Genomic DNA, 24893 nt, shown 5'->3' with positions numbered 1-24893 from the left:
CGCTTTTCAACGAGGATGAAGACATGGTGAGTCGTGCGGAGCGTGGCCCGGTGGCCGACTGGTTCTGGACCATCGACAGGTTCTTCCTGGCAACGTTCATTCTGTTGATGGGCATCGGGTTCATGCTGTCCTTCGCCGCGAGCCCAGCGGTGGCCGAGCGGCTAGGTCTCGACAGCTTCCACTTCGTCAAGCGTCAGGCGGCCTTTCTTATTCCATCGCTGATCGTCATGATCGGCCTGTCGTTCCTGACGCCGCGTCAGGTGCGTCGCACGGCCATCGTCATTCTCGCCGCGTCCATCGCCATGATGATTCTGGCGCTGTTCTTCGGCGTCGAGATCAAGGGCTCGCGCCGCTGGTTCTCCATAGGCCCGATCGGCATCCAGCCGTCCGAGTTCATGAAGCCGGCCTTCGTCATCGTTTGCGCCTGGCTCTTCTCCGAACATGCCCGCCAGCCGGAAATTCCGGGCAATCTCTTTGCCATCCTGCTGTACGGCATCGTCGCCACGCTTCTCATCGCCCAGCCCGATCTCGGGCAGACCATCCTGACGACGGCCGTCTGGGGCGGCATGTTCTTCATGGCCGGAATGCCGTGGCTGTGGATCGTCGTTCTCGGCGGCTCGGCCGTCGGCGGTCTGGTCGTCGCCTACACGCTGCTTCCCCACGTGGCCGGCCGTATCGACCGGTTCATGACCGGCGAGGGCGACACGTTTCAGGTGGATACGGCGCGCGAAGCGATCATCCGCGGTGACTGGCTGGGGCAGGGTCCGGGCGAGGGCATCATCAAGCGGATCATCCCGGACAGCCATACCGACTTCATCTTCTCGGTTGCGGCCGAGGAGTTCGGCATCGTGTTCTGCATGGTCATCGTCGCCATCTTCTCGTTCCTCGTCATGCGCGGCCTCAGCCATGCGTTCCGCGAGCGCAACGACTTCAACCGCTTCGCCGTCGCCGGCCTCGTGCTGCAGATCGGCATCCAGTCGATCATCAATGTCGGGGTCAATCTCGAACTGCTTCCGGCCAAGGGCATGACACTGCCGCTGATTTCCTACGGAGGTTCCTCGATGATCGCGATCTGCGTCACCGCCGGCTTCATTCTGGCTCTCACCCGTCACCGTCCGGAAAAGCGCGCTCTGGAGCGCAGCCTGTTCCGCACCGGTGCGCCTGTCGCGGCGGAATAGCGATCATCGCGTTCCGGGTGTGCGCTGTAAGCGTGCGCCAAACAAATGATAGCGTCGCGCGTCTTTCCGACACGCGGCGCTGAGGCACTTCAAGTTGCTGGAAAGTTGAAGGAAACCGGTGCCGGTTTTCGATATTATGCGCTAGAACGTTTCGGCCGTGCTTTTTTGATACATATTCGCTGCGCAGCTTTGCGCAACACGCTTCGTACTGGAGGTCTCGAGTCTTGACCAAGGGCATCGTCATGCTAGCCGCCGGAGGTACCGGCGGCCATCTTTTTCCAGCCGAGGCGCTCGCGCACGAACTGGCCGCGCTGGACTTTACGGTTCACCTCATCACCGACCACCGTGCCGAGCGCTATGCGGGTTCGTTCCCGGCCGAGGGAATCCATGTCGTCCGCTCCGCCACGATCGGGTCGCGTAACCCGGTGAAGGTCGCGTCCTCGCTCTGGCAATTGTGGAGCGGCATGCGCGAGGCACGGACCGTCCTCAAAGCGGTAAAGCCGCAGGTGGTCGTGGGCTTCGGTGGGTATCCGACCGTGCCGCCGCTTCTCGCTGCCAGCCGACTGCGTATCCCCACCATCATTCATGAGCAGAACGCCGTGATGGGCCGCGCCAACAAGGGCCTTGCAGGGCGCGTCACGGCCATTGCCGGCGGTTTCCTGCCGGAAACGGACGGGCGCTATGCGAAGAAGACGGTGACGACAGGCAATCCGGTGCGTCCCGCCGTGCTCGAAGCCGCCGAGGTTCCCTATGCGGCATCCGGCCCGGGTGAGGCGTTCCGTCTCGTCGTGTTCGGCGGCAGCCAGGGCGCGCAGTTCTTCTCCAAGGCCATTCCGTCGGCCGTCGCGCTGCTGGAGCCCGAGCTTCGCGCCCGGTTGCACGTGACGCAGCAGGCCCGGCCGGAGGATCTTGACGGCGCCCGGACGGCGATGTCGAAATTCGAGCTGACGGCGGAAATCTCGCCCTTCTTTACGGATATGGCCGGACGGATCGCCGCCGCGCATCTGCTCGTCTGCCGTTCCGGAGCTTCCACCGTATCGGAGATTGCTGTCATCGGTCGCCCGTCCATCCTCGTGCCTTATCCCTTCGCGCTCGACCACGACCAGTCGGCAAATGCCGCCGCTCTTGCCGAGACGGGAGCCGCCCGGCTCGTGCCGCAGAAAGACCTGACGCCGGAGGTTCTGGCGAACTTCATTCGCGATGCGATGAACAACCCGGAGAGCATGGCAGCGATGGCGACCAGCGCCAAGGCCGCCGGCCGGCCGGACGCCGCGCGCTTGCTTGCCGGCATGGTAGAGGCTATTGCCAGCGGCCAGACAATTGCCCAATTCAAGGAAAAGCGCTCATGAAACTGCCGCAGACGATCGGCCTCGTCCATTTCATCGGTATCGGCGGGATCGGGATGAGCGGCATTGCGGAGGTGCTGCACAATCTCGGCCACCGCGTTCAGGGTTCCGACCAATCCGAAAGCGCCAACGTTCAGAGGTTGCGGGAGAAGGGCATCGAGGTCTTCGTCGGCCACAAGGCGGAAAACCTTGGCGAGTCGGAAGTCGTCGTCGTGTCCACGGCGATCAAGAAGACCAATCCGGAACTGATCGCGGCGCGCGAAAAGCTGCTGCCCGTCGTGCGCCGCGCCGAGATGCTGGCCGAACTCATGCGTTTCCGCAGTTCGATCGCCATCGGCGGCACGCACGGCAAGACGACCACCACGTCTATGGTCGCCGCCCTCCTTGAAGCCGGCGGTCTCGACCCGACCGTAATCAATGGCGGCATCATCAATGCCTATGGCACCAATGCCCGCATGGGTGCCGGGGAATGGATGGTGGTCGAAGCCGACGAATCGGACGGCACGTTCCTCAAGCTTCCCGCCGACGTGGCCGTGGTCACCAATATCGACCCGGAGCATCTCGACCATTACGGGACGTTCGACCAGGTGCGGGCCGCGTTTCGCCAATTTGTCGAAAACGTACCGTTCTACGGCTTCGGGGTGATGTGTCTCGATCATCCCGAGGTCCAGACGATGGTCTCCAAGATCGAGGATCGCAAGGTCATCACTTATGGCGAAAACCCGCAGGCGGACGTTCGGTTCTTCAACATCCGCATGGACGGTGCCACCTCGATTTTCGACGTCGCCATTCGCCGTCGCCGTACGGGCCAGCTAATCGAGTTGAAGGACCTGCGCCTGCCGATGCCCGGCCGCCACAACGTCTCCAACGCGACGGCCGCCATCGCGGTCGCAAACCGGCTCGGCATGAACTCCGAGGATATCGCCAAGGGCCTTGCGGCCTTCGGCGGCGTCAAGCGGCGCTTCACCTTTACCGGCGAGTGGAACAACGTCCGGATCTACGACGACTACGGCCACCACCCGGTCGAGATCAAGGCGGTGCTGCGCGCCGCGCGGGAGGCCTGCCAGGGCCGAATCATCGCGGTGCATCAGCCGCACCGGTTCTCGCGCCTTCAGAGCCTGTTCGAGGATTTCGCGGCCTGCTTCAACGATGCCGATACGATTCTTCTGTCGCCCGTCTACTCGGCCGGCGAGGAGCCGATCGAGGGGATCACCTCGCAGGAGCTGGTTTCCCGCATCAAAGCCGGCGGACATCGCGATGCCCGCTACGTCGAAGGGCCGGAAGCCCTTGCGCCGCTCGTCTCCACCATTGCACAACCCGGTGACTTCGTGGTTCTTTTGGGCGCCGGCAGCATTACCTACTGGGCTGCGGCGCTGCCAAAGGAATTGGCCGACATCACAGGGCAGGGGACAGGACAGGACGCATGAAACAGGTCGACGGAACAAAGCTGCTCGCATCTCTTGGCGAGGGCGTCAACGCGCTTCGGGGACGGCTGACGCCGAATGCGCCCATGGACCGCGTGACCTGGTTCCGCGCCGGCGGGCTGGCCGAACTGATGTTCCAGCCGCATGACGTCGATGATCTCGTGACCTTTCTGAAGCTCGTTCCGGAAGAGGTTCCGGTCATGGTAGCCGGCGTCGGTTCCAACCTGCTGGTGCGCGACGGCGGTATTCCCGGTGTCGTGATCCGTCTCTCGGCCAAAGGTTTCGGCGATGTCGAGCTTGTGGGCGAGAACCGCGTCAAGGCCGGCGCCATCTGCCCGGACAAGAACCTCGCCGCCATGACGCTTGATCACGGGATCGGCGGTTTCTTCTTCTATTACGGTATTCCCGGCACGGTCGGCGGCGCATTGCGGATGAACGCTGGCGCGAATGGCGGCGAGACGCGCGAGCGGGTGGTCGAAGTGCATGCCATCGACCGGCAGGGCGAGAAGCACGTGTTGAGCAATACCGACATGGGCTACAGCTACCGGCATTCGAGCGCGCCCAAGGAACTGATCTTCACGCATACCGTGTTCGAGGGCTATCCCGAGGACAAGGCGAAAATCCGCGCCGATATGGATGCGGTGCGCCAGCACCGGGAGACCGTTCAGCCGATCCGCGAGAAGACGGGCGGTTCGACCTTCAAGAATCCGGAAGGGCATTCCGCCTGGAAGCTGATCGACGAAGCCGGCTGCCGCGGCATGATGATCGGCGGCGCCCAGATGTCGCCGATGCACTGCAACTTCATGATCAATACGGGGCAGGCGAGCGGCTACGAACTTGAATATCTAGGCGAAACCGTTCGCCAGCGCGTGATGGAGCATTCCGGCGTCAAGCTAGAGTGGGAGATCAAGCGGATCGGCAAGTTTATGGCCGGTTATGAGGTGCGGGAGTTTCTGGGTCGGGCGATGGCGTGATGGCAGAGGCACGCGTGTCTCCGCTTGTTCATAACGAGCGTCTGAAGCTCGTTGCAAGTTCCCTCGACCGCCTTTCCACTGCATTGGTTGTTGTTGGCGTTCTTGGTCCAGTTGTTGCGCTGACGCCCTCGTCCGCTTCGCTCTGGAGCGTTTTCAATGCGACCTGTTGGCTAATCGGCGCGGTTATCCTACATTTGATTTCGCAACGTGTTCTTGGAAGGTTGAAGACATGACACAACAAGTGCTGTTCTGGTGGGGTGTACCCATTACGGTGTCAGTCCTCGGTCTGGCGTGGCTTGCGGTCGATTACATGCGTTACCCCAACCAGGATAAGAAATAGACTTTCTGATCAGTGGACCGCCTTCTTAGATGACGGATACACACATAGGTCTTCAAGATGCATAAAAGGCCGCGATGTCAGAGACTTCGCGGCCTTTTTGTTTGTTCTGATTCTGCTTTAGGTCAGACCTCGTGCTTGCCTGACAGCAGGATGCAGACGAGCGTTATGACGGCTGCGAACAACACGTAGTAGCCGACGGCGGTCATGCCGTAGGTCGCCTGCAGGTAGGTGGCGATATAGGGCGCGAGCGAGGCGCCGAAGATGCCGGCGAAGTTGAAGGTGATCGACGAGCCGGTGTAGCGCACATTGGTCGGGAAGGGGGCGGCGAGCGCCGTTCCGATCAGGCCGTAGGTGATGCCCATCAGCGCCATGCCGATGACGACGAACAGAACGACACTCGCTTCGCCGCTGGTCAGAAGGCCCGGCAGAAAGAAGGAGAAGACGCCGATCAGCACCGTGACGCCGATCAGGATCTCGCGGCGGCCGAAACGTTCTGCGAGCTTGCCGGCGATGGGGATGAAGATGCCGAAGAGAACGGCGCCGAGCAGCTGGATTTCGAGCGCATCGACGAAGGGCAGCTTCAGAACCTTGATGTTGTAGGACAAGAGATAGGCCGAGCCGATGTAGAACAGCACGAAGGTGGCCAGCGCAACGAAGGTGCCGAGAACGAGGCTCCGCTTGTGGTTGCGGAAGAGTTCGACCACAGGAACCTGAACGCGTTCATGGCTGTCGATGGCCTTCTGGAACGCCGGTGTTTCAGTGATGGACAGGCGAACCCAGAGGCCGACAGCGATCAGCAGGATCGAGGCGATGAACGGCACGCGCCAGCCCCAGCTCAGCAGCGCTTCCTGCGACATGACATGTAGCAGCAGCCAGAAGACGCCGGAGGAGAGGAAGAGGCCGACGGGCGCGCCGAGCTGCGGGAACATGCCGTACCAGCTCTTCTTGCCTTCAGGCGCATTTTCCGTCGCCAGCAGAACGGCACCGCCCCACTCACCGCCGAGGCCGAAGCCCTGACCGAACCGGCACAGAGCCAGAAGCAGCGGTGCAAGAACGCCGATCGATTCGTAGGTTGGGAGAAGGCCGATGATGACGGTGGAGATGCCCATCGTCAGAAGGGCTGCGACCAGCGTCGTCTTGCGGCCGACGCGGTCTCCATAATGGCCGAAAACGACCGCGCCGAGCGGGCGGGCGAAGAAGGCGATGGAAAAGGTGGCAAACGATGCCAGCAGCGCCGTCGTCGGGTCGGTGTTCGGGAAAAACAGCGTCGGAAACACCAGGACGGCAGCCGTTGCGTAGACGTAGAAGTCGAAGAATTCGATGGTGGTGCCGACGAGGCTCGCCAGGAGCACGCGAGCCGGGGAATTGGTAGCGCGTGCGTCCAAGACATCTGCCTTCGACGATACCGGAGATATCGCGTTGCTCATGATCTTGTCCGTGTTGAGGATCCGCCACCCTCATAGGTAGCTGCCGGCTTCATACGGCAAGTTAATGTCGGAAGAAACCCTTTCTGGGCAAGAATATGACGCGATTTCCCGCTGTTTCGCATGAGATGGAACGATGGCGCATAGCCGGTCGATGAACCGCCTTACCGCTGCCCTGTCTTTGGGCGAATGCATGGCGGTGGGGAAGCTTTTGAGCGGAAAGCGCGTCGGAACCCGCTTCAGCCATGCAGGATCTGTACCCGTGCTATTTTCAACACAGAAGCCATTCGCCGTGACGAAAGGCTCTACCTGAGGTGCCGCTCACCGCTCCCGGTTAACGAAAGTAAACGGTTCGTTAACCTTACTGACGCTTTAGTGAGCGCAGGCAGGCAAGCGTTGAGTCGGGGTTCGGCCCGGTCGCTTCGCCGCAGGATGATGGATCAGAAACGTCGGGGGTTTTCATGAGTGGCAAACACGTCGCAGTGCTGATGGGAGGCTTTTCGTCGGAACGGCCGGTCAGCCTGTCTTCGGGCGCCGCCTGTGCCGATGCCCTCGAAGCCTTCGGCTATCGCGTCACCCGCATCGATGTCGAGCGGGATATTGCGACGGTTCTCGGCGCCCTGCGCCCGGATGTGGCGTTCAACGCGTTGCACGGCCCCTTCGGCGAAGATGGCACGATTCAGGGTATTCTGGAATATCTCGAGATTCCCTACACGCATTCCGGCGTGCTGGCCTCGTCGCTCTCCATGGACAAGGGTCAGGCAAAGATTGTCGCAAAGGCGGCTGGCATTCCCGTCGCCGAGGCGAAAGTCATGGATCGGCACGATTTCGGCCAGGATCATCCGATCCCCACGCCCTACGTGGTCAAGCCTGTGCGCGAAGGGTCGAGCTTCGGCGTCGTCATCGTCCAGAAGGACCAGTCGCATCCGCCGCAGATCATCACCTCCAGCGAATGGCGCTATGGCGATCTGGTCATGGTCGAGCGGTATATTCCCGGACGGGAGTTCACCTGCGGCGTCATGGGCGGCGAAGCGCTCGGCGTGACGGAGATCATTCCGCAGGGTCATGCCTTCTACGACTTCGATGCGAAATATGTGGCCGGTGGCTCGCAGCATGTCATTCCGGCGGAAATTTTACCGAATATTTACCAAAACATTCAAAGACTGGCCGTTGCGGCACATCATGCGATGGGGTGCCGTGGTGTCAGCCGCTCCGACTTCCGCCTTGACGAAAGCGCACCCGGAGAGGGTGAGCTGATCTGGCTCGAAATCAACACGCAGCCGGGCATGACCCCGACATCGCTGGTTCCTGAGATGGCGGTTCATGCCGGCCATTCCTTTGGTGAGTTCCTCAGTTGGATCGTGGAGGATGCGTCGTGTTTGCGTTGAGAGGTCGTTTCCAGGAGCGCGTCCGTGCGCCGCAGGAGTTCCGGGACATGGATGGCCATGTGGTCCTGCCGCGTCCGCTGCGCCGCGTCGTCCGCTTCTTCGTTGCGCTCGGCACGGGCCGGATCCATTTCGCGCCTTATACCGGTACGGTGTCCGCGCTGGCGCTCTTTGCTGCAACGGGCCTCTATGGCATGGCGATCGGCGGACACACGCCTGAAGTCGCAAAGGCGACGACGTCGGCTGCCGGCTTCGCCATTGAGGACGTGAAGATTGCCGGTAACGACCAGACCTCGGAAATCGACATTCTTCAGGAGATCGGTCTCGATGGTGCGACGTCACTCGTCGCTCTCGATATCGATGCCGCCCGGCAGGCCATCGCGAAGATGCCGTGGGTCGAAGAAGTGACGGTCCGCAAGGTCTATCCCGGCACGATCGAGGTCAACCTCAAGGAGCGCAAGGCTTTCGGTATCTGGCAGCACGGATCCGACCTGTCGCTCATCGAGAAGAGCGGCAGCGTGATTGCGCCGCTGCGCGACAACAAGTTCGCCGAATTGCCCCTGTTCGTTGGTCGGGACGCGGAAACCGCCGCGGCCGGCTTCTATGCCCGCTTTGCCGACTGGCCGGAAATCGCCAGCCGCGTGAAGGCCTATGTCCGTGTCGCCGGTCGTCGCTGGGATCTGATCCTCGACAATGGCGTCATGGTGAAGCTTCCCGAGCAGGATCTCGACCGCGCCATGCAGGTGCTGTCCACGATGGAAGAGGGCCAGCAACTGCTGGAGCGCGACATCGCCGCCGTCGATCTTCGTCTCGAAGATCGCACCACCATACAACTGACCCCCGGCGCCGCAGAGCGCCGACAGGTCGCCCTTGAAGCCCGTACCAAACAGCTCAAGAAAATCGAGAGCCAAGAGGACCGCATATGAGCCTGTTCGGTTCGTCGCATTTCGGCCTGCCGCGTCTGAAGCCCCTGTCGGCGAAGCGATCCCATATCGTTTCGGTCCTCGACATCGGTTCGACGAAGGTCGTCTGCATGATCGGCCGCCTGACACCGCGCGCCGAAAGCCAGATCCTGCCCGGTCGCACGCATGCGATCGAGGTGATCGGTCTTGGCCATCACAAATCGCACGGCATGAAGAACGGCGTGATCGCTGATCTGGATGCCGCCGAAAGCGTCGTGCGGCTTGCCGTCGATGCCGCCGAGCGCATGGCCGGGCTGACCATCGACAGCCTGATCGTCAACGTCTCCGCCGGCCGCCTGCAGAGCGATATCTATACGGCCTCCGTCGATCTCGGCGGCCAGGAAGTGGACGGCGCGGACCTCAAGCGGGTTCTCGCGGCTGCCGGCCAGCGCTCGCAGCGTCAGGACCGAGTCATTCTCCATTCGCTGCCGACAGGTTTCTCGCTCGACGGTGAACGTGGCATCCGCGATCCGCTCGCCATGTTCGGCGACACCCTCGGTGTCGACATGCACGTGCTGACGGCCGAGCGTGCGGCGCTGAAGAACCTCGAACTGTGCATCAACCGCGCGCATCTTTCGGTCGAAGGCATCGTGGCGACCCCGTATGCCAGCGGTCTTTCCGCACTGGTGGACGACGAGGTCGAACTCGGCTGCGCCTGCATCGACATGGGCGGCGGCACGACGACGATCTCGGTCTTTGCGGAAGGCAAGCTTGTGCATGCCGACGCCGTGAGCCTGGGCGGTCATCATGTGACGACGGACCTTGCACGCGGTCTCTCAACCCGGATCGAGGATGCCGAGCGGCTGAAGGTCGTGCATGGCTCGGCCATGCCGAACGACGCCGACGAGCGTGAAATGGTGACGGTTCCTCCGATCGGGGAAGACGATCGCGATCAGCCGACTCACGTGCCGCGCGCCCTCGTTTCGCGAATCGTTCGCGCTCGCGTCGAGGAGACGCTGGAACTCATTCGCGACCGCATCCAACGTTCGGGCTTCTCGCCGATCGTCGGAAAGCGGGTCGTGCTGACCGGCGGCGGAAGCCAGCTAACGGGCCTGCCGGAAGCGGCGCGCCGTATTCTTGCCCGCAACGTGCGGATTGGTCGCCCTCTCGGTGTTTCCGGCCTTCCGCCGGCCGCCAAGGGTCCGGCCTTCTCCACGGCTGTCGGCCTGATGATCTATCCGCAGGTCGCCGAAATGGAGACGCATGCCGCCCAGGGCGGGATGCTGTCTGCGCTCGGCGGCGGCGACAGCCGCATCGCCCGAATGGGGCAGTGGCTGAAAGAGAGTTTCTAGGTTCGCGTAAGGTAGGACCTGCATAAGGGTAAATTGAGATTTGGTCGGCTCGGCAAGGCGACCAGAAACCAGGAAGGAACGGGTAAAATGACCATCAACTTGCAGAAGCCGGATATCACCGAGCTCAAGCCCCGCATCACTGTCATCGGTGTCGGCGGCGGCGGCGGCAACGCCGTCAACAACATGATCACCGCAGGTCTCCAGGGCGTCGACTTCGTCGTTGCCAATACGGACGCCCAGGCGCTGACCATGACCAAGGCCGAGCGAATCATCCAGATGGGTGTGGCCGTTACCGAAGGTCTCGGCGCGGGTTCGCAGCCGGAAGTCGGTCGTGCTGCTGCCGAAGAGTGCATCGATGAAATCATCGACCACCTCTCCGGCACGCATATGTGCTTCGTCACCGCCGGCATGGGCGGCGGCACGGGTACGGGTGCTGCGCCGGTCGTCGCACAGGCGGCCCGCAACAAGGGCATCCTGACCGTCGGCGTTGTTACCAAGCCTTTCCACTTCGAAGGTCAGCGCCGCATGCGGCTTGCTGATCAGGGCATCGCCGAACTGCAGAAGTCGGTCGATACGCTGATCGTCATCCCCAACCAGAACCTCTTCCGCATCGCCAACGACAAGACGACGTTCGCCGACGCTTTCGCGATGGCCGACCAGGTCCTTTATTCGGGTGTTGCCTGCATCACCGACCTGATGGTCAAGGAAGGCCTGATCAACCTCGACTTCGCCGACGTTCGCTCGGTCATGCGCGAGATGGGCCGTGCGATGATGGGCACCGGCGAAGCCTCGGGCGATGGCCGCGCCATGGCCGCTGCCGAAGCCGCAATCGCCAACCCGCTCCTCGATGAAACGTCGATGAAGGGTGCGCAGGGCCTCCTGATCTCGATCACCGGTGGTCGCGACATGACCCTGTTCGAAGTCGATGAAGCCGCGACACGTATCCGCGAGGAAGTCGATCCGGACGCCAACATTATCCTCGGCGCGACGTTCGACGAAGAGCTCGAAGGCATGATTCGTGTCTCCGTCGTTGCAACCGGAATCGATCGCACGGCCGCGGAGGTGGCCGATCGGACTTCCAGCTTTCGCCCGGTAGCATCCAAGCCACGTCCGGCAGCACCTGCCGCCGCGCCCGCCATGCAGGCTCAGCCGGCACCCGTCATGCAGCAGGCGGCACCCCAGCCGCAGGCATCGCAGGCCGACCATATCGCAGAAGCGATCCGTCAGGCTGAGATCGAACGCGAGCTTCTGATCCAGGCGCGCGCTGCCGAAAAGGCCCAGGACGACTTCCGCCCGCAGAGCAAGCTGTTTGCCGGTGCTGCACCGGAAGCCGCTCCGGTCATGCGCGCTCCGGCTCCACAGGCTCCGGTTGAGATGCCGGTCTACCAGCAGCAGCCGGTTCAGGCCGCTCCGATGCATGCCCAGCATGCTCCGGCGCACCACATGCAGCATGAACCGATGGTTCAGCGTCACGAGCCCGCTCCGATGATGCGCCAGCCGGAACCTGTCCGCATGCCGAAGGTCGAGGACTTCCCGCCGATGGTGAAGGCCGAAGCCGAACACCGGTCCCAGCCGGCCGCCGCGCACCACGAAGAGCGCGGTCCGATGGGCCTTCTCAAGCGAATCACCAATTCGCTCGGCCGCCGCGAAGAGGAAGATCATTCCGTCGCGTCGGACATGACCTCGGGAGCGCCGAGCGCTGCATCGCAGCAGCGCCGTCCGCTGTCCCCCGAGGCGAGCGTCTACGCACCGCGTCACGGTGCGCTCGACGAACGCGGCCGCGTGAACCCGCAGCCGCGTGCGCAGGACGACGATCAGCTCGAAATTCCGGCGTTCCTTCGCCGTCAGTCGAACTGATTTTCCACCCGCCTTCTACCTTGCCGGAACGCCTGGGCCAAAAGCCCAGGCTTTTCCGTTTTTTACGAGAGGTTACAAGGGCATAGGGCGCGAAGAAGAAGCGTTACAATGCGAAAGAAACAGTGATTTGGAATGGCTGCTCGCGGGCCTTATCTTCGGGCTTGAAAGTCTGCGGATATCAAGGCTCCCGATCGTATCGAAGGCTGGGGGCGGCAAGTTGGACTTGCCGTCGAGAGGTTGACCTGGGGCTCAAAGACGTATCTTGCAGACACGGAATAAGGCGCTTCGCCGCCAGAATTGTGAAAGTGAAGAGCATGGGACTGGGAATTGGACTGCTGGGGTTTCAGACGACCATTGCCGATCAGGTAACCCTGAGCGGGACGGGCGTGCACTCGGGCGCCGATGTATCGATCACCTTCCATCCGGCTGAAGCCAATACCGGTATCGTTTTCCAGCGTCTCGACGGCAAGCGGGTCCTCGGCGAATACCGTGCCGTTTCCTCCAATGTCGGCAATACCGATCTCTGCACCATTCTCGGCACGTCGCCGGCCACCTGGATCGCCACGATCGAGCATGTCATGGCCGCGATCTACGCCGTTGGCATCGACAATCTGCTGGTCGAGGTTCACGGCGCGGAAATGCCGATCATGGACGGCAGTTCGGCGCCCTTCATCGAGGCCATCGAGCAGACCGGCATCAAGGCTCTCGCCGTGAAGCGCCGCTACATCCGCATCCTCAAGCCGGTGCGCATCGAACATGGCTCCTCCTGGTCGGAATTTGTGCCTTATGAGGGCGGCATGCGCTTCGAGGTCGAGATCGATTTCGATACGCCGCTGATTGGCCGCCAGTCCTGGCAGGGCGACATGACGGCTGCGACCTTCAAGAACGAGTTGTCGCGCGCCCGCACGTTCGGCTTCATGCGCGATGTCGAGCGGATGTGGGCGGCCGGTCGCGGTCTCGGCTCCTCGCTCGAAAACTCGGTCGTCATTGCCGACGACCATACGGTCATCAATGCCGAGGGTCTGCGCTACGCCCAGGACGAGTTCGTCCGTCATAAGACGCTGGACGCCGTCGGCGATCTCGCGCTGGCCGGCCTGCCGTTCATCGGCTGCTACCGCTCCTATCGCGGCGGTCACAAGATGAATGCCAATGCCTTGCAGGCTCTGTTCAGCGATCCCACGGCCTACGAGATCGTGGAAACGGCGATGCCGCGTACGCGTGTTGCGCGCGAGAAGCAGGTCGCAGGCGCGTCCGAGCTTTCGGCCTGACGCACAACATACATAAAAATTGCCTTAAAGCCGGTCATATGACCGGCTTTTTCATGGACGCGATGCCACAAAATTGCGTTAATCGGTCACCATGACGTTGCGGACTTGTTCTAGTATGATCTAGAACCGCATGGTCGGCGGCGGGGCAGCTGCCACTCGAGTTGGGATGTTCTGATGGTTTTTGCAGACGGCTTCGAATGGAAGACGATGGCGCGCGTGGCGATGGTCACGCTTGTAGCGGCGACAACCAGCGTCGTCGTAACCGCCTGCCAGAACGACCCCGACATCGACATCACCAAGCTGACGGCCGAGACCGATCCGCCGGAGGTTCTCTACAATCAGGGCCTCGCCAACCTGAATGCCGGCAAGACGACGGAAGCCGCGCGCAAGTTCGATGCCATCGACAAGCAGCAGCCGTTCTCCGAATATGCCCGCAAGGCGCTGGTGATGAAGGCTTTCGTCAACTACCGGCAGGGCCAAACGCAGGACGCGATCAACGCGGCCACGCGCTATCTCAACCTCTATCCCGAATCGGAAGATGCGGCTTACGCCCAGTACATTCTGGGACTTGCCTATTCCAAGCAGATCCCGACGGTGACGCAGGACCAGAAGCCGGCCTTCAAGACCATCGAGGCGATGCAGGTCGTCGTCACCAAGTATCCGAATTCCGAATATGTCGAGGATGCGCAGGCGAAGATTCGCTTTGCGAAGGACCAGCTGGCCGGCAAGGAAATGCAGGTCGGGCGCTACTATCTGGAACGCAAGGAATATCTGGCAGCCGTCACGCGTTTCCGCACCGTGGTCGAGCAGTATTCCGGCACCAATCAGGTCGAGGAAGCGCTGGCCCGCCTGGTCGAGAGCTACTTCGCCATGGGTATCACCAGCGAGGCGCAGACGGCAGCCGCCGTTCTTGGTCATAACTATCCCGACAGCCAGTGGTATGCGGACAGCTACAAGCTGCTTCAGACCAACGGGCTCGAGCCGCGCGAGAATGGCGGGTCCTGGATTTCCCGGGCCGGCAAAAAGATCCTCGGCGTCTGATCCGAAAGAACAGAAGACCGAATGCTTTCACAGCTCTCGATCCGCGATATCGTCCTGATCGAACGGCTTGATCTGTCCTTCGATGCCGGCCTGTCCGTCCTGACCGGCGAAACCGGGGCCGGCAAGTCCATCCTGCTCGACAGCCTGTCGCTGGCGCTCGGCGGGCGTGGCGATGGTTCGCTCGTGCGCCACGGCGGCAGCAAGGGGCAGGTAACGGCTGTCTTCGACATCGCGGCGGATCATCCCGCGCGTTTGCTCGTGCGGGAGAACGGCATCGATGACGATGGCGAGCTGATCTTCCGCCGCGTGCAGACGTCTGACGGGCGCACAAAGGCCTACGTCAACGACCAGCCGGTGTCCGTGCAGCTTCTGCGGCAGGCGGGGCAGATGCTCGTCGAAATCCACGGACAGCATGACGATCGCGCACTGGTCGATACCCATGCACACCGCCTGCTTCTCGATGCCTTTGGCGGCCTAACGGCGGAAGCGGAGATGGTGGGTGACCTTTTCCGGATCTGGCGCGATGCCGAACGCGGTCTGAAGCGTCACCGCGAGAAGGTGGAAGCCGCCGCCCGCGAAGCCGATTATCTCCGCGCCGCCGTCGAAGAGCTGGAGGCTCTGGCACCGCTCGATGGCGAGGAGGACGAGCTTGCCGAGCGCCGGGCGACGATGATGAAGTCGGAGCGCATCGCCTCGGATATCAGCGAAGCGAGCGATTTTCTCAATGGCAATGCCTCTCCCGTGCCGCAGATCGCCTCGCTGGTGCGCCGTCTGGAGCGCAAGAGCCATGAGGCACCGGGTCTGCTGGAGGAAACCGTCAACCTGCTCGATGCGGCGCTGAACCAGTTGTCCGACGCGCAGATGGCGGTGGAGGCAGCGCTACGGCGCACGGAATACGATCCGAAGGAACTGGAGCGGGTAGAAGAGCGGCTGTTCGCGCTGCGCGCCGCCGCCCGCAAATATTCGGTTCCCGTGACGGAGCTTCCGGCGCTCGCCGTCCGCATGATCAACAGCGTCGCCGATCTCGATGCGGGCGAAGAGAAGCTGAAGCAATGGGAAGCACAGGTCAGCATCGCGCGGTCGGATTTCGATGCGGCGGCGGCGGCCCTGTCTTCCAAACGGCATAATACGGCGAGCGCCTTGTCAGAGGCCGTGATGGCCGAGCTTCCGGCGCTGAAGCTGGAACGGGCGCGCTTCATGGTCGAGGTCGCGAGCGACCCGACGCAGCTGACGGCTGACGGTATCGATGTCGTCGAATTCCATGTGCAGACCAATCCGGGCACGCGACCGGGGCCGATCATGAAGGTGGCGTCGGGGGGCGAGCTTTCGCGATTCCTGCTGGCGCTAAAGGTTGCGCTGGCCGATCGCGGCTCCGCACCGACGCTCGTCTTCGATGAGATCGACACGGGTGTCGGCGGCGCGGTTGCCGACGCCATCGGGCAGCGGCTGAAGCGGTTGTCGAAGACGGTGCAGGTGCTCTCCGTCACCCACGCGCCGCAGGTCGCGGCGCGGGCGGCGACCCATCTTCTGATCTCGAAGGGGCCTTCCGAGAAATCTTCGGAGATGATTGCCACGCGGGTTGCGCGCATGAACGACAAGGACCGCACGGAAGAGATCGCCCGCATGCTCGCCGGTGCCTCGATCACCGAAGAGGCGAGGGCGGCGGCGGCGAAGTTGCTGGCGGGTGGCGGTTGAGTCGACACCGCTTTTCCATGCATTCTTAAGCCTTTGCGCAACAAAAGTTCGCGCGATGAGCTTGGGATCGCCGGGTTCGTCCTCTTCTCAAAAGAGCGATTTTCGGTACAACATTCCCGACAGCAGGAGTGACCGCCATGACCGATATCAAGCCCGTGGACGCGCTGAGCGAAGCCGATGCCGTGGAAGAACTGGCGTTTCTGGCCTCCGAGCTCGCGCGTCACGATGCGCTCTATCATGGCAAGGACGAGCCCGAGATTTCGGACGCCGACTATGATGCTTTCAAGCGGCGCAACGGCGAGATCGAGGCGCGGTTTCCGGATCTCGTGCGGCCGGACAGTCCCTCCGGCAAGGTCGGCGCAGCGCCCTCCGGTCTCTTCCAGCAGGTCACCCACGCCCGCCCCATGCTGTCGCTCGACAACGTGTTTTCTGACGAGGATGTCAGCGATTTCATCGCCAGCGTCTACCGTTTCCTTGGTCGTCTGCCGAATGATTCCATCGCGTTTACGGCCGAACCCAAAATCGACGGCCTGTCCATGTCGCTGCGCTACGAGAAGCGCAAGCTGGTGACGGCCGCGACACGGGGCGATGGCACGACGGGGGAGAACGTCACCGCCAATATCCGTACGATTTCGGAAATACCCCAGACCTTGCCCGATGGCGCGCCCGATGTGGTGGAGGTGCGCGGCGAGGTCTACATGGCCAAGAGCGACTTCCTCGCGTTGAATGCGCAGATGGAGGCGGAGGGGCGCCAGACCTACGTCAATCCCCGCAACACCGCCGCCGGTTCGCTCCGCCAGCTCGATCCGGCAATTACGGCAACACGCAAGCTGCGCTTCTTCGCCTATGCCTGGGGGCAGATGTCGGAGATGCCGGCGGATACCCAGTCCGGCATGGTCGAGGCGCTGAAGGGCTGGGGCTTCCCCGTCAATCCGCTGACGCAGCGGCTGACCTCGGTTGCCGCCATTCTCGATCACTACCGGGAGATCGGCCTGAAGCGGCCGGAGCTCGACTACGATATCGACGGCGTCGTCTACAAGGTCGATGACCTCGTGCTTCAGGGCCGGCTCGGCTTCCGCTCGCGCTCCCCGCGCTGGGCGACCGCCCACAAATTTGCGGCCGAACAGGCCTTCACGATCCTCACCGCCATCGACATCCAGGTCGGGCGGACCGGCGCGCTGACCCCTGTGGCGCGTCTCGTGCCTGTCACCGTCGGCGGGGTCGTCGTGACCAATGCGACGCTGCACAATGAGGATTACATCAAGGGCCTCGGCAATGCCGGCCAGCCGCTGCGCGAGGGGCGCGACATCCGCATCGGCGATACCGTCATCGTCCAGCGCGCCGGCGACGTCATTCCGCAGATCGTCGATATCGTTGAGGAGAAGCGTGAAGCCGCTAGCACGCCTTACGTCTTCCCGAAGACATGCCCGGTCTGCGGCAGCCATGCCGTGCGGGAGGTCAACGAAAAGACCGGCAAGGTCGATTCGGTCACGCGCTGCACAGGCGGCTTCGTCTGCCGGGCGCAGGCGGTCGAGCATCTGAAGCACTTCGTCTCGCGCAACGCCTTCGATATCGAAGGCTTCGGCGCCAAGCAGATCGATTTCTTCTTCGCCTCGGACGATCCGACGCTGTCGATCCGCACCGCGCCGGACATTTTCACGCTGGAAGAGCGCCAACAGGGCTCTCTCTCCAAACTCGAAAACATCGACGGCTTCGGCAAGGTCAGCGTTCGCAAGCTTTACGAGGCGATCAACGAGCGGCGACAGGTGGCGCTTGCCCGCTTCATCTACGCGCTCGGCATCCGCCATGTGGGCGAGACCACGGCGAAGCTTCTGGCGCGGTCCTATGGACGCTACGGCGAATTCGACAAGGCCATGCGGGCGGCGGGCGAACCGGGTGCGGAGGCCTGGGACGACCTGAACCGCATCGACGGGATCGGCGACGTCGTCGCGCGCGCCATCGTGGAGTTCTACAAGGAAGACCGGAATGTCGCCGTGGTCGATCGGCTGCTCGAACAGGTGACGCCGCTCGATGCCGAAGCGCCGTCGGGTGAGGGGAGCCCGGTTGCTGGCAAGACCGTGGTCTTCACCGGATCGCTGGAGAAGTTCACCCGCGACGAGGCGAAGGCGCGGGCGGAAAGCCTGGGCGCAAAGGTTTCAGGCTCCGTTTCCAAAAAGACGGACATCCTCGTTGCCGGGCCGGGGGCGGGCTCCAAGCTCGACAAGGCTCGGGAACTCGGCGTGGAGACGATGGACGAGGACGCGTGGCTGGCTTTGATCGGCGGCTGATCCGGTGGACGCCGTGGGTCTATCAGCAGTTTATTTTGCACCCGCTCCGTCTTTCAATTGTTTTTTTGCACCGCACGCGATACCGGATGCCGGATAACGGAGGGGGAGATCCGGGATGGAGACGGTTTCGACAATCGGCGATCTGCGGCGGCTGCTCGGCGAACATCGGCGGGCGGGACGATCCATAGGCCTTGTGCCCACCATGGGGTATCTCCATGCCGGGCATATGGAACTCGTGCGGCAGGCCCGCGCGAAAAACGACGTCGTCGTCGCCAGTATTTTCGTCAATCCGCTGCAATTCGGCGCGGGCGAGGATCTTTCGCGCTATCCGCGCGATCTGCCTCGCGATCAGGCGATGCTGCTGGAAGGCGGCGTCGATATCCTGTTTGCGCCCGGCGTTTCCGATATGTATCCGCGGGCGATGGAAACGGTGGTCGATGTCCCCACGCTCGGCGCGGAGCTTGAGGGCTCTGTCCGTCCCGGTCACTTTGCCGGCGTCGCGACCGTGGTGACGAAGCTCTTCAATCTCGTGCAGCCGGATCGCGCCTATTTCGGCGAGAAGGATTTCCAGCAGGTGCAGATCATCCGCCGGATGGTGGAGGATCTCGCGCAGCCGGTGGAGGTGGTGGCCGTGCCGACCGTGCGCGAGGCCGACGGGCTCGCCTTCTCCTCGCGCAATGTCTACCTGTCACAGGCTGAGCGCCGCGCCGCCGCGATCGTGCCGCAGGCGCTGGAGGAAGCTGGCCGGTTGCTCGGTTCCGGTTTGACGTCTGCCAGCGACCTCGAACAGGGAATTGCGGACTTCATCCGGCGTGCGCCGCTTGCCGTTCCCGAGGTCGTTGCCGTTCGCGATCCGGAAACGCTGGCGCCCGTCGATACGCTCCGGGGCCGCGCCGTTCTGGTTCTGCTGTTCGTCCGGTTCGGCGCCACGCGTCTCCTCGACAATCGCGTCTATCCTCCGTCCTCTTCTTCCGAAAGCCGCCTGCCATGAGCGTTCAGCCCGGTTCCGCCCCCACCCGTCGTCGCCTGACGCCCTCCGCCATCCAGGCGCTGAAGGGCGAGCGGCCGATCGTCAGCCTCACGGCCTATACGACGCCCATCGCCCGGCTGCTCGATCCGCATGTCGATTTTCTGCTGGTCGGCGATTCGCTCGGCATGGTGCTCTACGGTATGGAGTCGACGCTCGGCGTCACCTTGGAGATGATGATCGCGCATGGGCAGGCCGTCATGCGCGGAACGTCGGCCGCCTGCGTCGTCGTGGATATGCCGTTCGGCTCCTACCAGGAAAGCCGCGAGCAGGCTTTTCGCAATGCCGCCCGTATCCTGAAGGAAACGGGGTGCAGCGCGATCAAGCTCGAAGGTGGGGCGGAAATGGCCGAGACGGTCGATTTTCTGTCGAGCCGCGGCATTCCGGTGCTGGGTCACGTCGGGCTGATGCCGCAGCTGGTCAACACCACGGGCGGCTATCGCTCGCTGGGGCGAACGGAGCGCGAGGCGGCGAAGATCCGCCGGGATGCCAAGGCGATCGACGATGCCGGCGCCTTTGCCATCGTGGTCGAGGGGACCGTGGAGCCGCTCGCGCGCGAGATCACGGCCTCTCTGAATGCGCCGACCATCGGCATCGGCGCATCCCCCGCCTGCGATGGCCAGATCCTCGTGTCGGACGATATGCTGGGTCTCTTCAACGACTTCAAGCCGCGCTTCGTTAAGCATTTCGCCCATCTTGCGCCGGAGATTTCGGCCGCTGCCGAGGCCTATGCGGCCGAGGTGAAGGCCCGCACCTTCCCGGGGCCGGAGCACACGTTCACGGTGAAGAGCTAAGGGCGGCGCTTTCACCTTCGGTGCATGACGCGGACTGATCGGGCCATCAGCGGAATTCATTTGCCGTTGACGAGATCCGTGGCTAGACACTGGCAGGTTCATTCTGAACCAGCCAGTGTCTCGATTCCCCTGTGGTCGTTTGTCTCTTCGGGATAACCGGATTCCACTTATCCCTGACAAACTTTAAAGGCGAGGGCCTCAAGCCGCAGCCCCGGCAACGCCCTTGGATCTTCAGTATGACCTCTCGTGATTTCTGGGACGGCGCGCGCCGCGGCGTTCCCATTGTGCTGTCCGCCTCTCCCTTCGGCGCCCTGTTCGGCGCGCTAGCAATCGACAACGGGTTCAGCATCGTCGATGCGGTGTTCATGAGCGCGACCGTCTTTGCCGGCGCCAGCCAGATGGTGGGGCTCGATCTCTTCGGTCATGCCGTCCAGCCATGGCTCATCGTGCTCTCGGTTTTCGCCGTGAACTTTCGCCACGTGCTTTATTCCGCGTCCATGGCACGGCACATCGCGCATTTCTCGCTCGTCCAGAAAGGGGCCGCGCTGTTCCTGCTGACCGATCCGCAATATGCGGAAACGGAGAAGCGGGGCGAGCGCGGCGAGCCGGTGACCTTCGTCTGGTATATGGGGCTCGGCCTTGCGATCTACCTGCCGTGGCTGGTTGCCACCTTGCTCGGGGCCGTGTTTGGCGGGTTGATCGGCGACCCCAGGGCAATCGGGCTCGATGTCATGCTGCCGATTTATTTCATGGCGCTGGTGCTCGGCTTCCGCAGCCGCGACAACTGGCTGCCGGTGGTCGCCGTCAGTTCCGTCGCCTCCGTGATCGCGATGCATCTGGTCGGCTCGCCGTGGCATGTCAGCATCGGGGCGCTGGCCGGCGTCGTGCTGGCCGCCTGCCTGCCGGTGAAATCCGGGGAGACGGCCCGATGAGCTTCGATCATTTCCTGCCGCAGGACCTTCGCCTGATCGGCATCGTCATTCTCGCGGCCGTCGCCACCTATCTCACGCGCATCGGCGGCGCGATCATGATGGCGCGGATGGAGCGCATTCCGCCGCGCATGGAAGCCGCGCTGAACGCCGTACCCGCAGCCGTCCTCTCGACGCTGGTCGCGCCGGCGCTCTTCTACGGTGGAGCGGATGTGACAATCGCGATCTTTGCCGCCTTCCTTGTCGGCCTGCGGCTGTCGGCTCTGCCCATGCTGTTGGCCGGATGGGCGGTGGTGATGGTGCTGCGGCACACGGGGATGTTCTGATCGGGCCGACGAGCGTGCAGCCTGTCGGCCCTCTCTCCTTTTTCTAAAGCTCGGCCGTCGCAGCCTCCAGCCATGCCTTTACATCTGCACCGTCGATAAGCGGCATCAGCTTCTCCCGCGTTTCGGCGTGGTAGGCATCGATCCAGTCGCGCTCTTCTACGGTCAGAAGCGCGGGCAGGATGAGGCGGCGGTCGATGGGGCAGAAGGTCAGCGTTTCGAAGCCGAGCATCTTCTGGTCGCCGCCTTCGATCGAGGCTGCTTCCAGCACATGCAACAGGTTCTCGATCCGGATGCCGAAGGCGCCGGGCCGGTAGTAGCCGGGCTCGTTGGAGAGGATCATGCCCGGCAGAAGTTCCTGCATGCCTGCACGCGAGATGCGCTGCGGCCCCTCATGGACGGAGAGGTAAGAGCCCACCCCATGGCCTGTGCCATGCCCATAATCGGCGCCGGCCTTCCAGAGGGCGATGCGGGCCAGCGGATCGAGTTCCACGCCGCGTGTGCCCTTGGGGAAGCGCGCTGTGCTGATCGCGATCATGCCCTTCAGCACCAGCGTGAAGAAGCGCTTCTGCTCCGCCGGCACATCGCCGATGGCGACGGTGCGGGTGATGTCGGTGGTGCCGTTGACGTATTGCCCGCCGGAATCGACAAGGAACATGGTTCCCGCTTCGAGCGACTGGTCGCTTTCGGTCGTGACGCGGTAGTGCATGATGGCCGCATGCGCACCCGCGCCGGCAATCGTGTCAAAGGAGACGTCCTTCAGCGGGTTTTGCAGGCGCTCTCCGCAGGCGATCCGCACGGCTTCCAGTTTTTCCGTGGCGGCAATCTCGGTGACGGTGCCGGGCGTCTTTCCATCGAGCCAGGCGAGGAACTCGACCATAGCCGCTCCATCCTGAAGATGCGCGCGCGCAGAGCCCTCCAGTTCGACCGGGTTCTTGCGCGCGCGGGGAAGGCGGGCGGGGTCGGCCGCCTCGATGACGGTGCCGCCGTCCTTGCGGATGCGGTCGGCAAGCGCGAAGGCGGCGTGGTCGGGGTCCAGCATGAGGCCGACGCCGGATGCGGCCAGCGCCGAGACACGGGTCTCGAAGGTTTCCGGCGCGACGATGTCCGCCATCTGGGTAAGATAGGCTTTTTCCTCGATGCCGGTCTTGCGGGCGTCGAGGAAGATTTCGGCCCCGCCATCCGCGTGGATGATCGCGCGGGCAAGCGGGTGAGGCGTGTGGGGCACATCATTGCCACGCAGGTTGAACGTCCAGGCGACGGAGGAGGGGTCGGTGAGGATGACGGCGGCGGCCCCGGCTTTCACCACCGTCTCGGCCATGTCGGCAATCTTCTCGGTCGCGAGGATGCCGGCCTGTTCGATCTTCTGGATTACGACGCGGCCCATCGGCGCCTCCGGCCGGTCGGTCCAGAGGCGGTCGAGGGGATTGTGGTCCAGGTGAACGAGCGTGCTGCCGATCTTCGCCAGCGCGGCTTCCAGCTTGCGGACCTCCGCGCCCGTGTGCAGCCAGGGATCGATGCCGAGCCGAAAGCCCTTTGGCGCATGGCGCTCGATCCAGAGGTGCGGCGGTTCGCCGATGAGGTCCCCGCCGGTAAAGACCGTACCATCCACCTGCTCGGCAAGCTGGGTGACGTATCGCCCGTCCACGAAGACGATGGCCGCGTTGCGCAGGACGAGGGCGATGCCGGCAGAGCCGGTGAAACCGGTGAGCCATGCCAGCCGCTCGGCGGAGGCCGGCACGTATTCTCCCTGAAACTCGTCTGCGCGGGGCACGAGGACGCCATCGATGCCGAGCGCATCGAAAGAGGCCCGGAGACCATCAGCCCGTTCGCGACCGAACTGCGGTGTGGAGGTGACGTCGAACGACTGGAACATGATGTCTTCCTGCATGCGGATGAGATGGGACATTCGCTTATAGCAAATCCGGTCCCGATGTCCCAACATCGCAAACAGCCGACAAAGCGCTGTGAAAACATTCATCATACTTATGCAGATTCCGCATGGCACCTATTCGCGTCAGCCCCTAGAGCAGATCCTGTTCAATCCGGGTCATATCCAGCAGCCCTGAAGTAGTTTGCGCATTCTGTCGGCGTGAAGCGGGGCATCAATGCGCCGACCGCGTCCCACAAAGCATCGATCTTTCTCTCCGCCCGAGCCCGCAACATGGCCTTCAACTTTGAGAAGGCGTTTTCGATAGGATTGAAGTCGGGGCTGTAGGGCGGCAGGAACATGAGCGTGGCACCCATGCGTTCGATGGCATCGCGCACCCCGGCTGCTTTGTGTGCGGGCAAATTGTCCATGACGACAATATCCCCGGGCTGAAGGGTCGGTAACAACACCTGCTCGACATAGGCCAAGAAGACGTTGCCGTTCATCGCTCCGTCGTAGACAAACGGCGCGGTCATGCCGGTCAGGCGCAGGGCGCCGGTGAATGTCGTTGTTTTCCAATGACCATGCGGCACGCCAGCTCGACAGCGCTCGCCGCGAATTGCACGTCCGCGCAGCCGTGCCATCTTCGTTGAAAGACCGGTCTCGTCTATGAAGATCAGCTTTTGCGGATCGAGATCGAGCTGCTCATCAAACCAGGCGCGTCGGCGCTTCAGGACGTCCGGTCGGTCCTGCTCCAACGCGTGTGCGGACTTTTTTTAAATGTCCAGCCGCGACCACGCAACCTGGCACCGAGTGCGCTCCGGCTGATGCTGACATGCCGCTCAGCCGACAGGCGCTCGACCATTTCATCGAGCGTTACGTCCCGGCGATCATCGATCATTTCGACAACAAACGCCTCGTGAGCGTACAGAACGGAGGGTCGTTTCCAACCCTGCGGCCGCGGTGTTGGCTCGCCCTCTACCGCTCTTGCAATCCAGCGGATCGCCGTGGAAACCCCAACCCCGAACCGACCGGCAGCCTGGCGGGCAGACATACCGGTAGCTGACGCCTTCAAGACGCGGATCCGAAGATCATCGCTCAGTGCTCGTGCGATCATCAACCTCCTATTCGTAGAGAAGTTGAATCAGTTTCGGTCGCTCTCGTCACATCACGTTTGATTCATCAATCACGGGATCTGCTCTAGCTGTCGTCGGTCAATGCGTTAGAAGCACCGCCAACGGACGGGCCGCAAACAACCCGTTCCCGTAGATGCCGCAAGGCAATCTTCTGAGTGATCCGTTCGATCGGTTGCCTTCTCCTCCTCCCTCCGGGCGCCGTTTTTGGGATCACGCAGAGTCCGCTTGAGCGATCCTCCTCCTTTGGCTCGCGGATATTGGCCGGCTTGCCGGTCACGGGCGATGCTTCGGCATCGCCTTCGTCTTCGAAAGGCCGTCCCATGCTCCCGCATCGGACGGC

The 24893-nt window shown here is 62.9% G+C and carries 19 protein-coding genes; 16 read left to right on the top strand and 3 right to left on the bottom strand.

Features of this window, described 5'->3' with window-relative positions; all coding sequences use genetic code 11:
• Window positions 1–23 precede the first annotated feature (23 nt).
• The 4 genes from ftsW to murB all read left to right on the top strand — a co-directional run bounded on the left by ftsW (window position 24) and on the right by murB (window position 4922).
• On the top strand, window positions 24–1178 hold the full coding sequence (gene ftsW / locus GA0004734_RS13385) for a putative lipid II flippase FtsW (protein WP_092934414.1): 1155 nt from the start codon (window positions 24–26) through the stop codon (window positions 1176–1178).
• A 224-nt stretch (window positions 1179–1402) separates the two neighbouring features.
• Window positions 1403–2527 carry an undecaprenyldiphospho-muramoylpentapeptide beta-N-acetylglucosaminyltransferase gene (gene murG, locus GA0004734_RS13380; protein ID WP_092934412.1) on the top strand — a complete coding sequence of 375 codons (1125 nt, stop codon included), beginning with the start codon at window positions 1403–1405 and terminating at the stop codon, window positions 2525–2527.
• A complete protein-coding gene (gene murC / locus GA0004734_RS13375) occupies window positions 2524–3951 on the top strand; it encodes a UDP-N-acetylmuramate--L-alanine ligase (protein ID WP_092934410.1) in 1428 nt (475 codons plus the stop codon). The genes murG and murC overlap by 4 nt, the downstream gene beginning before the upstream one ends.
• The gene (murB, locus tag GA0004734_RS13370; protein WP_092934408.1) at window positions 3948–4922 is read left to right on the top strand and encodes a UDP-N-acetylmuramate dehydrogenase; all 975 of its coding nucleotides are present in this window, start codon (window positions 3948–3950) and stop codon (window positions 4920–4922) included. Before murC ends, murB begins: the two co-directional genes overlap by 4 nt.
• Window positions 4923–5384: 462 nt before the next feature.
• Here the strand turns inward: murB and GA0004734_RS13365 are convergent, their stop codons facing one another.
• Complete coding sequence (locus GA0004734_RS13365; RefSeq protein WP_092934406.1) at window positions 5385–6689, bottom strand: MFS transporter; 1305 nt, start codon at window positions 6687–6689, stop codon at window positions 5385–5387.
• 458 nt (window positions 6690–7147) lie between these two features.
• Between GA0004734_RS13365 and GA0004734_RS13360 the strand changes: the two genes are divergently transcribed.
• The 12 genes from GA0004734_RS13360 (at window position 7148) to GA0004734_RS13305 (ending at window position 21550) form a co-directional block, all read left to right on the top strand.
• On the top strand, window positions 7148–8074 hold the full coding sequence (locus GA0004734_RS13360) for a D-alanine--D-alanine ligase (RefSeq protein ID WP_092934404.1): 927 nt from the start codon (window positions 7148–7150) through the stop codon (window positions 8072–8074).
• 47 nt (window positions 8075–8121) lie between these two features.
• Window positions 8122–8997 carry a cell division protein FtsQ/DivIB gene (locus GA0004734_RS13355; protein ID WP_280142390.1) on the top strand — a complete coding sequence of 292 codons (876 nt, stop codon included), beginning with the start codon at window positions 8122–8124 and terminating at the stop codon, window positions 8995–8997.
• On the top strand, window positions 8994–10325 hold the full coding sequence (gene ftsA, locus GA0004734_RS13350) for a cell division protein FtsA (RefSeq protein ID WP_092934399.1): 1332 nt from the start codon (window positions 8994–8996) through the stop codon (window positions 10323–10325). Before GA0004734_RS13355 ends, ftsA begins: the two co-directional genes overlap by 4 nt.
• Window positions 10326–10412: 87 nt before the next feature.
• The gene (ftsZ, locus tag GA0004734_RS13345; RefSeq protein WP_092934397.1) at window positions 10413–12182 is read left to right on the top strand and encodes a cell division protein FtsZ; all 1770 of its coding nucleotides are present in this window, start codon (window positions 10413–10415) and stop codon (window positions 12180–12182) included.
• A gap of 320 nt (window positions 12183–12502) precedes the next feature.
• A complete protein-coding gene (gene lpxC / locus GA0004734_RS13340; RefSeq protein ID WP_092936294.1) occupies window positions 12503–13450 on the top strand; it encodes a UDP-3-O-acyl-N-acetylglucosamine deacetylase in 948 nt (315 codons plus the stop codon).
• A 207-nt stretch (window positions 13451–13657) separates the two neighbouring features.
• On the top strand, window positions 13658–14491 hold the full coding sequence (locus tag GA0004734_RS13335) for an outer membrane protein assembly factor BamD (RefSeq protein WP_245292517.1): 834 nt from the start codon (window positions 13658–13660) through the stop codon (window positions 14489–14491).
• 21 nt (window positions 14492–14512) lie between these two features.
• A complete protein-coding gene (recN, locus tag GA0004734_RS13330) occupies window positions 14513–16186 on the top strand; it encodes a DNA repair protein RecN (protein WP_092934393.1) in 1674 nt (557 codons plus the stop codon).
• 137 nt (window positions 16187–16323) lie between these two features.
• Complete coding sequence (gene ligA / locus GA0004734_RS13325) at window positions 16324–18474, top strand: NAD-dependent DNA ligase LigA (RefSeq protein ID WP_092934391.1); 2151 nt, start codon at window positions 16324–16326, stop codon at window positions 18472–18474.
• A gap of 115 nt (window positions 18475–18589) precedes the next feature.
• On the top strand, window positions 18590–19465 hold the full coding sequence (panC, locus tag GA0004734_RS13320) for a pantoate--beta-alanine ligase (RefSeq protein ID WP_092934389.1): 876 nt from the start codon (window positions 18590–18592) through the stop codon (window positions 19463–19465).
• The gene (gene panB, locus GA0004734_RS13315) at window positions 19462–20295 is read left to right on the top strand and encodes a 3-methyl-2-oxobutanoate hydroxymethyltransferase (RefSeq protein WP_092934387.1); all 834 of its coding nucleotides are present in this window, start codon (window positions 19462–19464) and stop codon (window positions 20293–20295) included. The genes panC and panB overlap by 4 nt, the downstream gene beginning before the upstream one ends.
• Before the next feature lie 236 nt (window positions 20296–20531).
• Window positions 20532–21227 (top strand): AzlC family ABC transporter permease, encoded by a 696-nt coding sequence (locus tag GA0004734_RS13310; protein ID WP_092934385.1) that lies wholly within the window; start codon window positions 20532–20534, stop codon window positions 21225–21227.
• Window positions 21224–21550 (top strand): AzlD family protein, encoded by a 327-nt coding sequence (locus GA0004734_RS13305; protein ID WP_092934383.1) that lies wholly within the window; start codon window positions 21224–21226, stop codon window positions 21548–21550. Before GA0004734_RS13310 ends, GA0004734_RS13305 begins: the two co-directional genes overlap by 4 nt.
• Window positions 21551–21593: 43 nt before the next feature.
• Here the strand turns inward: GA0004734_RS13305 and GA0004734_RS13300 are convergent, their stop codons facing one another.
• The gene (locus GA0004734_RS13300; protein WP_092936293.1) at window positions 21594–23423 is read right to left on the bottom strand and encodes an aminopeptidase P family protein; all 1830 of its coding nucleotides are present in this window, start codon (window positions 23421–23423) and stop codon (window positions 21594–21596) included.
• Window positions 23424–23587: 164 nt separating this feature from the next.
• A protein-coding gene (locus GA0004734_RS13295; RefSeq protein WP_175386493.1) for an IS630 family transposase occupies window positions 23588–24531 on the bottom strand; the annotation gives its coding sequence in 2 pieces (ribosomal slippage) (window positions 23588–24195 and window positions 24195–24531; 945 coding nt in all).
• Window positions 24532–24893: the final 362 nt, after the last annotated feature.

Origin of the sequence: Rhizobium sp. 9140, from assembly GCF_900067135.1 — a bacterium.
Lineage (GTDB): Bacteria > Pseudomonadota > Alphaproteobacteria > Rhizobiales > Rhizobiaceae > Ferranicluibacter.
This window is presented reverse-complemented; position numbering and strand designations above follow the sequence as displayed.